Raw genomic sequence first — 9751 nt, forward strand, 5'->3', positions numbered from 1 at the left:
CCCATACGCCTTGCTCGTCCTCGCCGATCTCGAAGCCGCGCAGTGTTCCGTAGCCGTCCCGGCTCACCTGGTGGGCGATCTGGGTTTCGGCGCTCTCGCTGAACTGGGTGAGATAGTCGGCGTAGTGGTCTCTCAGGCTCATGCTTCCCGCCTTCTTCGCTTGCTACTTCAGACAGCCACAGTCATGAAGGTAGAACGCAGTGATGATGCCCTTCGGGCGCCCGTCCGGGGTACCGCTGTCGCTGTGGGTGTAGACGACCTTCATGTTGCCGAACTGGCTGACCCCGCTGGAAAGCTTCGAGACGCATTCCCACTTGGTGCCGTTCTTACTGCACTTGGTGCTGGGACTGTCCAGAACCTGGTCGATGTCGTCCTTGAAGTCGCTCCAGCTGATGACGCCGAGCCGGTGGTTCCTGTCGTCGATGTGGTAGGCGCCGAAACCTGTCGTATGGCCGGCAGTGTTGTCGTGGCGACCGTACCGCAGCGGAAGGTCGTAGCCCTTGGGGGAGAAGTGGGTCGAATACACCTTCCAGTTCTCCCCGGCAGCCTGCGCAGGCGAGGCCCCCACCGATATCAGTGCTAGGGCCTGTCTTCAATTGATCTTGAGTGGTGGATCATGGTCGGATGATACGTCGTCATGAATTGTCCGATGCGGAGTGGGAGTTCCTCCGTCCGCTGTTGCCCGGGGCTTCTCGTGGGCGGAAGCGCTTGGACGACCGGACCGTGCTCAACGGGATCGTGTGGAAGTTCCGGACGGGCACGGCCTGGCGAGATGTGCCCGAGCGGTACGGCTCCTGGCACACCTTGCACACCCGTTTCCGCCGGTGGGCCCTGGACGGCACCTTCGAACGGATGCTCCAGGCCGCACAGGCCCGCTCGGACGCGGCAGGAGAGGTCGGCTGGCTGGTGTCGGTCGACTCCACCGTCGTACGCGCCCACCAGCATGCGGCCGGGGCCCGAAAAGGGGGCACCGCGACCGGGCACTCGGACGCTCCCGAGGTGGGCTGACCAGCAAGATCCACCTGGTCTGCGACGCCTTCGGACGCCCGCTCGCCTTTGTCCTCACGAGTGGCAACACCAACGACTGCACCCAGTTCGCCGCCGTGATGGAAGCGATCAGGGTGCCGCGCGTCGGCCCGGGCCGCCCCCGGACGAGGCCCGCGCACGTGCTGGGCGACAAGGGCTACAGCTCCCGCGCGATACGCGCCTGGCTGCGACACCGAGGCATCAGCCACACCATCCCCGAGCGTGCCGACCAGATACGCAACCGGCTCCGGCGCGGCAGCCGGGGCGGCCGCCCGCCGATCTTCGACAAGCAGCTCTACAAGCAGCGCAACGTGGTCGAACGGTGCTTCAACCGCTTGAAGCAGTGGCGCGGCATCGCAACCCGCTACGACAAGACCGCCGAGTCCTATCACGCAGCCGTCACCCTCGCCTCGCTCCTGATGTGGGCGTGACATTTGAAGACACCGCCTAGTACTCCAGCAGCGGTTCGTGTCCTGAGCTGGTCTTTGTCGTTCTCCTGGTATGAGGGAGCTGGGTGAAGTAGCTGTATGGTCCGCGCGGAGTTGGAGGCTGCGTTCGCTCGGGTCGCGGGTCGGTTTGCTCGGGCGGATCTGCGGTGGCGGATGCGGGATTACGTTCGGGGTCTGCTGGCTCGTGTGGCGCGTAAGAACGGCTGGCAGCTCGCGGAGTGGGCGGGGCACCGTAGTCCTGACGGGTTCCAGCGGCTGCTGAACTCCAGCGTCTGGGATGCGGACGCGGTGCGGGACGATGTCCGCGAGTATGTGGCCGAGGTGCTCGGTGATGACGGGGTCCTGATCATCGATGACACCGGTTTCATCAAGAAGGGGATCACGTCGGCGGGTGTGGGCAGGCAGTACACCGGCACCTCGGGCAAGATCGACAATTGTCAGGTCGGGGTCTTCGCCGCCTACGCCACGTCTCGCGGACGTGCCCTGGTCGACCGGGAGCTGTATCTCCCGAAGGCGTGGACAGGGGATCGGGAACGCTGCCGGGCGGCGAAGGTTCCCGACGAGCGGGAGTTCGCGACCAAGGGTGAACTCGCGAGGGCGATGGTTACCCGGACGCTGGCCGCCGGTCTGCCGGCGCGGTGGGTGACGGCGGACGAGGCCTATGGGCAGGACTGGAAGTTCCGCCGCCTGCTGGAGGAACTCGATGTCGGTTACGTCGTCGCTGTTCCGAAGTCTCAGCAGGTCAAGAGCTTGACGGGGTTCTGGCGGATCGACGAGCTCATCGCCCAGGCGCCCCAGGATGCCTGGCAGCGGCTGTCCTGCGGCAACGGGGCCAAGGGCCCCAGGGTCTACGACTGGGCGAGCGCGAGACTGCCGTCGATCGCCCTCTTCGACGGCGACGAGTCAGCCCACCACCGATGGGTGCTGGCCCGGCGCAGCGTGGCACGGCCCGAGGAGACCGCCTACTACTTCGCCTACGCGCCCACGAGCACCACTGTCGCCGACCTGGTGCGGGCGGCCGGCACACGCTGGGCGATCGAGGAATGCTTCCAGGCGGCGAAGAACGAGTGCGGCCTGGACGAGTACGAGGTCCGCCGCTACGTCGGCTGGTACCGGCACATCACCCTGGCCATGCTCGCCCACGCCGTCCTGACCTCACTCGCAGCCCAAGCCGCCGACGAGCCCGAAAAAGGGGGCTTTGGAAACGAACCTCTCTCGCCCCGCTCACCGTGGCAGAAATCAGACGCCTCCTGGACACTCTCCTTCCCCGCCCCCGACCCCACCCCGACCCAGTCACCCACGCACTGAAGTGGTCAGCCTGGAGAAGACACCACCAAGCCACCGCCCGCCGCTGCCACTACCAAAAACGCAGCTCAGGACACGAACCGCTGCTGGAGTACTAAGCCACGGAAAAGCCCTCCACCATGCCCTCACCGGCAGTGACGCCGTCGTGCGCGCGAAGATAACGACCGCCCACCCCCGTAGCGACAGAATTCAGCAACACAGTCCCCAACGAAGCACCCACCGGCTGCACCGAACTCACCACCGCAGAAACCACCCCTACATCCTGTGGGTGTTGTCGAGAATCAGCATCAACTGGGCCAGCGCGATAGCGGTCAGCACCCACCAGCGCCTCACATACGCCACCGCGGCCACGGCCGCGACCTCACCTTCAAAGGGCGGCCGGGGCGTCAACCGCGTCCGGGCCAGGCACACCACCGTCCACGCGATGCCGAACACCGGTCACAGCCGCCGCTCCATCGGCTGCCTGCTCCACACGGCCCGTCGCACCGGCAAAGGCCTCGCTGGTGCCGCCAGGTGCGACGATTCCCAAACCGACCGTGAACGCGACGCCGCCATAGCCGCACCAGCTTCGCTTTCCTGCGGGAAAGGATTCTCCTGGGCAGCTGACCGCACCCAGCCGTAGGGTGACGGGGACGAGAGAAGATGCATCATGGATGCCCGCATATCCCGTCTGCGTCGCAAGCTGGCAGCGGTCCCGTTTCAACCACTGCGTAGCCACTCCTTCGGTGAGGAGCAGCACCAGTTCTGCCTTGGTCCGAAGCTGGCGGAAACACGCGTCGCCGCGTTTGAGGCCGAGCATGGAATCCTCCTGCCCGGCGCCTATCGGCAGTTCCTCACGCACGTCGGCGGCTCTGGCGCGGGGCCGTTCTACGGGCTCATGCCGCTGGAGCGATGTTCCCTGATGGTCATGCATTCGGGCGGAGGGCCAGGAACGCCCCGTGGCTTCGACGTCGCCGGAACCGGGGATCACCAACGCGGTCTCTTCCTCCATATTATTGAGATGGGCTGCACCGACGTATGCCTCATCGCAGTGACTGGTCCCCTCACCGGTCGCATTCTGATTGGCAACAGCGATGGTTTTTGGGGCCCCGACGTCTCCTCCGCTACCGACTTCCTCGACTGGTACGAACGCTGGCTCAACCACATGATCGCCGGACGCGACGACCGGGCCCTCGAACTCACTTCACCTCAGCTCCGTGCCCGTCAGGACCGTCATCGCATGGCCCCTGAATTGTGACCCTCCGTACCACTCCGCGAAAAATTGGGGTGGGGCGTGGTCAATCGGGTGTGGGGAGGTCCTTCGGTCGTGTGGTCCGGGATGGGGGTGGCGTGGGGGTGGTCGGGTAGGGCAGGGATCGGCTGTTCGTATTCGATCCACAGAACCGGGAACGTTCATGGGATTCGCGCGTCTGCGCGGGACCGCTGTCGCTCTGGCCTTCGGGGTGGCCGCCTCCGGGGTTTTCGCGGCGCTGCCCGCGGCCGCCGCTTCGGGGGCCGGGCCGCGGCCCTCCGCGTGCCGGCCCGCCAATCACCTCGCGAAGATCACCCCCGCGCCGCACAGCGCGGGGCATCACCACTACCGGGTGACGCTGACCGCGCCGCGCGGTTACGCCCCCTGCACGCTCGCCGGGTCACCCGTCGACGTGCGGTTCTCGCACGGCGGGAAGGACAGCGGGCTCCGGGCCGGACGGTACGGGTCGCAGGGCGCGAGGTGGTGCTCCGGTACGGGCACCCGGTCCACTTCGACATCCAGGTGCCGAGCCAGGGCCGGCAGGTCGCCGCCGACGAGGTCGCGTACACCCTGCGGGCGCCCGGGGGACAGATCCCGGGGACCTCCTTCGCCGACGGGAGCCTGAAAGTGGCGCGCGGGCCGGTCGTCGGGCCCCTGCGGGCGGGGTGAGGCGAAGGCCCCGGGGGTGCTCCCCCGGGGCCTTCGTGGGTGGTGGGTCAGGCGACGTCGAAGCGGTCCAGGTCCATCACCTTCGACCACGCGGCGGCGAAGTCCGCCGTGAACTTCGCGGTCGCGTCGTCGCTCGCGTAGACCTCCGCCAAGGCGCGCAGCTCGGAGTTGGAGCCGAAGACGAGGTCGGCGCGGGTGCCGGTCCAGGCGACCTCGCCGTCCGCGCCCACGGCCTCGTAGGTGCCGCTGTCGTCGGCCGCGGGGCGCCAGGAGGCGTCCAGGAGGTTGACGAAGAAGTCGTTCGTCAGGACGCCGGGGCGGTCGGTGAGGACGCCCGCCGCCGAGCCGCCCGTGTTCGCGCCGAGGACCCGCAGGCCGCCGAGGAGGACCGTCATCTCGGGGGCCGAGAGCGTCAGGAGGTTGGCGCGGTCCACGAGGAGGTATTCGGCGGGGAGCCGGGCCGCCTTGCCCGTGTAGTTGCGGAAGCCGTCGGCGACCGGTTCCAGGGCGGCGAAGGACTCGGCGTCGGTGTGCTCCTCGGTCGCGTCCACGCGGCCCGGGGTGAAGGCCACCTCGACGGGGTGGCCGCCGTCGGCGGCGGCCTTCTCCACCGCCGCCGTGCCCGCCAGGACGATGAGGTCCGCGAGCGAGACGTGGCCGCCGGTGGTGGCGAAGTCGCGCTGGATCGCTTCCAGGCCGGTGAGGACGCTCGCGAGGCGCTCGGGGTCGTTGACCTCCCACTCGCGCTGCGGGGCGAGGCGGACGCGGGCGCCGTTGGCGCCGCCGCGCTTGTCGCTGCCGCGGAAGGTCGAGGCGGAGGCCCAGGCGGTGAAGACGAGGTCGGAGACGGAGAGCCCGGAGGAGAGGATCTTCTCCTTGAGCGTCGCGACGGCGGCGGCCGTGAGGGGGGCGCCCTCGGCGGCGGGCAGCGGGTCCTGCCACAGGAGGGTCTCGGCGGGGACCTCGGGGCCGAGGTAGAGGGACTTGGGGCCCATGTCGCGGTGGGTGAGCTTGTACCAGGCGCGGGCGAAGGCGTCGGCGAAGGCGGCCGGGTCCTCGTGGAAGCGGCGGGCGATCGGCTCGTAGACCGGGTCGAAGCGCAGGGCGAGGTCCGTCGTGAGCATCTGGGGCGCGATCTTCTTGGCCGCGTCGTGGGCGTCGGGCACCGTGCCCTCGCCCGCGCCGTTCTTCGGCTTCCACTGGTGGGCGCCCGCGGGGCTCTTGGTGAGCTCCCATTCGTAGCCGAAGAGGTGGTCGAAGAAGCCGTTGCCCCACTGGGTGGGGGTGGTGGTCCAGGTGACTTCGAGGCCCGAGGTGATGGCGTCGGCGCCCTTGCCGCTGCGGAAGGTGCTGCGCCAGCCGAGGCCCTGCTGCTCCAGCGGGGCGGCCTCGGGGTCGTCCCCGACGAGGTCGGCGTCACCGGCGCCGTGGGTCTTGCCGAAGGTGTGGCCGCCGGCGATGAGCGCGACGGTCTCCTCGTCGTTCATGGCCATGCGGCGGAAGGTCTCGCGGATGTCGCGGGCCGCGGCGAGGGGGTCCGGGTGGCCGTTGGGCCCTTCGGGGTTGACGTAGATGAGGCCCATCTGGACCGCGCCGAGGGGTTCTTCAAGCCTGCGGTCGCCGGTGTAGCGCTCGTCACCGAGCCAGGTGGTCTCCGGGCCCCAGTAGACGTCGTCCTCGGGCTCCCAGACGTCCGCGCGGCCGCCGGCGTAGCCGAAGGTCTCGAAGCCCATGGACTCCAGCGCGACGTTGCCCGCGAGGATGAGGAGGTCGGCCCAGGAGAGGTTCTGGCCGTACTTCTTCTTGACGGGCCACAGCAGGCGGCGGGCCTTGTCCAGGTTGGCGTTGTCGGGCCAGCTGTTGAGCGGGGCGAAGCGCTGCTGGCCGGCTCCGGCGCCGCCGCGGCCGTCGCTGATGCGGTACGTACCGGCGCTGTGCCAGGCCATGCGGATGATGAGGGGGCCGTAGTGGCCGAAATCGGCGGGCCACCAGTCCTGCGAGGTGGTGAGGACCTCCTCGATGTCGCGCTTGACGGCGGGCAGGTCGAGGGACCCGAACGCGGCGGCGTAGTCGAAGTCCTCGCCGAGCGGGTTGGCGACCGGGGGGTTCTTCGCCAGGATCTTCAGGTTGAGCCGTTCCGGCCACCACTGCCGGTTGCCGCCGCCCTGGGTCGGGTGGGGTGCGCGGGCGGTGTGCACGACCGGGCAGCCGCCGGACTCCTCTGTTTTCGGGTCGGTGACGAGGGCGTCGTGGTTCTCGGTCATGGACTTCCTTCCGGACCTGTGCGGTTCCCTGGGGCACGAACCGGAGTGCGGGAGGGCGCCCGGGGGCGGGGGTGTGGTGGGACCCCACCCGGACGACAGGACCACGCCCCGACTCGTAACGGAACCGATCCTACGATGGACTTTGTCCAAGTCAAGAAAAAACCTACCCCGTGCATGACAGGCCGGGCATGTGTGCGGGGTCAGGACGAGGAACGGACGACGAGTTCCGGGTCGAAGACCACCGCGACGGGGTCCGCGGCGCCGCTCTCGATGTGGGTGTGCAGGAGGCGGGCCATCTCGGCGGCCATCGCCTCGACCGGCTGGCGGATCGTGGTGAGCGGCGGATCGGCGGTGACGGCGGCGGGGCTGTCGTCGAAGCCGACGACGGAGACGTCGGCGGGGACGCGCCTGCCGCGTTCGCGCAGCACCTGGCAGGCACCCTGCGCCATGAGGTCGTTCGCGGCGAAGACCCCGTCGAGGTCCGGGTGCTCGTCGAGGAGGCGGCGCATCGCCGTCGCGCCGCTGGCGAGCGTGAAGCCGCCTTCGGCGTAGGGGACCCAGGCGTGCCCGTGGCGGGCCATCGCCTCGCGGAAACCGGTGAAGCGCTCCTGCCCCGCGAGGACGTCGAGGGGCCCGGTGATGGTGGCGATGGCGCGCCGGCCGCGCGCGAGGAGGTGGGCGGCGGCCAGGGCCGCGCCGTCGCGGTGGGCCAGGTCGACGTAGCTGAGCGGGACGGGCAGCGCGGGACGGGCGAAGAGGACCGCGGGGACACCGGTGTCGGCGATGCGGGCGGGCAGCGGGTCGGCCGGGTGGGTGGTGATGACGAGGGCGCCGTCGGCACTGCCCTGACGCAGGTAGGCGACCGCCTCGGTACGGGCCGTGCCGGTCTCGGCGAAAAGGAGGACGGGGTGCAGGGAGTGGGGGCGCAGGTAGCCGATGATCCCGCTCACCGCGCGGCCGAAGAAGGGGTCGGCGAAGACGCGGGCGGCGAATCCGGGGTCCGCGTCCTCGCCCTCGTCCCCGGCGCCCGAGACGACGAGGGCGATCGTCCCGGCCTTGCGGGTGACGAGGGAGCGGGCGGCGCGGTTGGGCGTGTAGCCGGTGGCGCTGATCGCGTCACGGACCGCGCTCTGGATGCCGGGGTCGACATTGCGCACGCCGTTGACGACGCGCGAGACGGTGGCCCGGGACACCCCGGCGACGCGGGCGACGTCCTCCAGGGTCGCGGCCCGGCCGCGGGTCTGCGGCTCTCTGCTCATGGAGAGCAGGGTAACCCCTGAGAGAGCGCTCTCCCCCTGTCGTGCGGGAACCGCCGCCACAGCGCCACCCATGGAGGCCACCGAAGGCCGGAATGTCGCCAACTCCCCTTTCCTGGACGGTTCGACGGGTGGCGACATCACGGAAACAGGGCGTTCATCTCCTCTTGACATGTCTCCGACGGCGGCGGAACACTCCCGTTGGGAGAGCGCTCTCTCAGTTCTGCCGTCCGGTTCCGTCCGGTCCCTGACGACGGGGCGGAACCGGGCAGGGCGGGCGCTCCTCCTCCACACCCCCACGGACAACAGGAGGTCTCCGCATGTCGAGGAGATCGCGTTTCCGCAGATCGGCCTACGGGTCGGGACTGATGATCACGGCGGGGCTGCTCGCCGCGACGGTGGGGCTGGTGCTTCCGCAGGCGTACGCCGGCGACCAGTCCTCCGCTTCGGCCCCGTCCTCGAAGACCGCCGCCGCCAGTTCGTCGCACGCCGGGATGAATCACGCGCAGGCCGCTCCGCGGGCCTTCGGTGACGATCCCGACGGTGACGGCTACATCCCGGCCGACCCCCCGGTCAGCGCCGAGCCCTCGCAGGCCACTCCCCCGCACCGCTACTTCCACGAGTTCCAGGCGCACTGCTCGGTGACCCACACCGCGCCGGACGACCCGATCGTCTTCCCCGGCCAGCCGGGCGCCTCGCACGACCACACGTTCATGGGCAACGTCTCGACGGACGCGAACTCCACGACCTCGTCCATGAACGCCGCCGGTGACACCACCTGTGTCGCGCCGGGCGACAAGTCCGGGTACTGGATGCCCTCGCTCTACAAGGGCGACAAGAAGATCCTGCCGGTGGACGTCCAGACCATCTACTACAAGGCGGGAGTCACCGACTACACCAGTGTGCGGCCCTTCCCGAAGGGGCTGCGGTTCCTGGTCGGCAGCCCGATGCAGAGCGCCGAGGAGTTCCGCAACCACAAGGGCTTCGTCGAGGGCTGGGAGTGCGGGGAGAGCTACTTCAACACCGAGTTCCCCTCCTCCTGCCCGACCGGCCAGGACGTCCAGCTCAACATCCGCTTCCAGGCGCCCAGTTGCTGGGACGGGAAGTACCTGGACACGCCCGACCACGCGCGCCACATGGCCTACCCGGTGGTAAAGGCGGGCACGAACGACAACGTGTGCCCGGCGGACCACCCGGTGGCGCTGCCGATGATCGAGTTCAAGATGGCGTGGCCGGTCAACGGTGACACGTCCGATCTGCGGCTCGCCAGCGGGGCGGCGCACACGTTCCACTACGACTTCTTCAACGCGTGGGACGACGCGACGCTCAAGGCGATGGTCGACCACTGCATCGTCGGCGGTCTCCAGTGCGACCCGAGGGGCTACGACGAGACGCACCCGGAGGCGGGCGCGGCGCTGAACGAGGACTACGAGTTGCCGAGCTGATCCGGAGGGGACGGTGCCGGGGCGGCCCCCCGTACGTGCGCCGCCCCGGCACCGTCCGCACGGCCCGCGCCCGGACCCGGCATTCGCTCCATCGCTCCTCCCTCTC

8 protein-coding genes and 1 pseudogene are annotated in these 9751 nt (G+C 69.4%); 5 read left to right on the top strand and 4 right to left on the bottom strand.

Features of this window, described 5'->3' with window-relative positions; translation table 11 throughout:
- Positions 1-163: 163 nt before the first annotated feature.
- Entirely contained in the window at positions 164-526 is a 363-nt protein-coding gene (locus SSBG_RS00005) for a hypothetical protein (protein ID WP_106429289.1), read from the bottom strand.
- 98 nt (positions 527-624) lie between these two features.
- Here SSBG_RS00005 and SSBG_RS30445 point away from each other — a divergent pair.
- Both SSBG_RS30445 and SSBG_RS00020 read left to right on the top strand, forming a co-directional pair.
- A pseudogene (locus SSBG_RS30445) lies at positions 625-1457 on the top strand (IS5 family transposase).
- 96 nt (positions 1458-1553) lie between these two features.
- Positions 1554-2783 (top strand): IS701 family transposase, encoded by a 1230-nt coding sequence (locus tag SSBG_RS00020; protein ID WP_008744193.1) that lies wholly within the window; start codon positions 1554-1556, stop codon positions 2781-2783.
- A 252-nt stretch (positions 2784-3035) separates the two neighbouring features.
- Here SSBG_RS00020 and SSBG_RS00025 read toward each other — a convergent pair whose 3' ends face one another.
- Positions 3036-3215, bottom strand: coding sequence for a hypothetical protein (locus tag SSBG_RS00025; RefSeq protein WP_008744194.1), 180 nt, complete (start codon positions 3213-3215; stop codon positions 3036-3038).
- Positions 3216-3429: 214 nt separating this feature from the next.
- On the opposite strand from SSBG_RS00025, the gene SSBG_RS00030 reads away from it, so the two are divergent.
- Entirely contained in the window at positions 3430-4017 is a 588-nt protein-coding gene (locus SSBG_RS00030; protein WP_008744195.1) for an SMI1/KNR4 family protein, read from the top strand.
- A gap of 474 nt (positions 4018-4491) precedes the next feature.
- Complete coding sequence (locus SSBG_RS33935; protein WP_008744196.1) at positions 4492-4680, top strand: hypothetical protein; 189 nt, start codon at positions 4492-4494, stop codon at positions 4678-4680.
- Between the two features lie 47 nt (positions 4681-4727).
- On the opposite strand, the gene katG is transcribed toward SSBG_RS33935, so the two are convergent.
- Positions 4728-6944: a catalase/peroxidase HPI gene (gene katG, locus SSBG_RS00040; RefSeq protein ID WP_008744197.1), complete on the bottom strand. Its 2217-nt coding sequence runs from the start codon at positions 6942-6944 to the stop codon at positions 4728-4730.
- Positions 6945-7144: 200 nt separating this feature from the next.
- The gene (locus tag SSBG_RS00045; RefSeq protein ID WP_008744198.1) at positions 7145-8203 is read right to left on the bottom strand and encodes a LacI family DNA-binding transcriptional regulator; all 1059 of its coding nucleotides are present in this window, start codon (positions 8201-8203) and stop codon (positions 7145-7147) included.
- 365 nt (positions 8204-8568) lie between these two features.
- Between SSBG_RS00045 and SSBG_RS00050 the strand changes: the two genes are divergently transcribed.
- Positions 8569-9645: a DUF1996 domain-containing protein gene (locus tag SSBG_RS00050; protein WP_037868553.1), complete on the top strand. Its 1077-nt coding sequence runs from the start codon at positions 8569-8571 to the stop codon at positions 9643-9645.
- Positions 9646-9751: the final 106 nt, after the last annotated feature.

It is taken from the genome of Streptomyces sp. SPB074, assembly GCF_000154905.1.
In the GTDB taxonomy this organism is placed as follows: domain Bacteria; phylum Actinomycetota; class Actinomycetes; order Streptomycetales; family Streptomycetaceae; genus Streptomyces.

Excerpts from the sequence above, each read along its gene's own strand:
- katG (WP_008744197.1), bottom strand. The coding sequence starts at position 6,944 with ATGACCGAGAACCACGACGCCCTCGTCACCGACCCGAAAACAGAGGAG.
- SSBG_RS00030 (WP_008744195.1), top strand. The coding sequence starts at position 3,430 with ATGGATGCCCGCATATCCCGTCTGCGTCGCAAGCTGGCAGCGGTCCCG.
- SSBG_RS00050 (WP_037868553.1), top strand. The coding sequence starts at position 8,569 with ATGATCACGGCGGGGCTGCTCGCCGCGACGGTGGGGCTGGTGCTTCCG.
- SSBG_RS00045 (WP_008744198.1), bottom strand. The coding sequence starts at position 8,203 with ATGAGCAGAGAGCCGCAGACCCGCGGCCGGGCCGCGACCCTGGAGGAC.
- SSBG_RS00020 (WP_008744193.1), top strand. The coding sequence starts at position 1,554 with ATGGTCCGCGCGGAGTTGGAGGCTGCGTTCGCTCGGGTCGCGGGTCGG.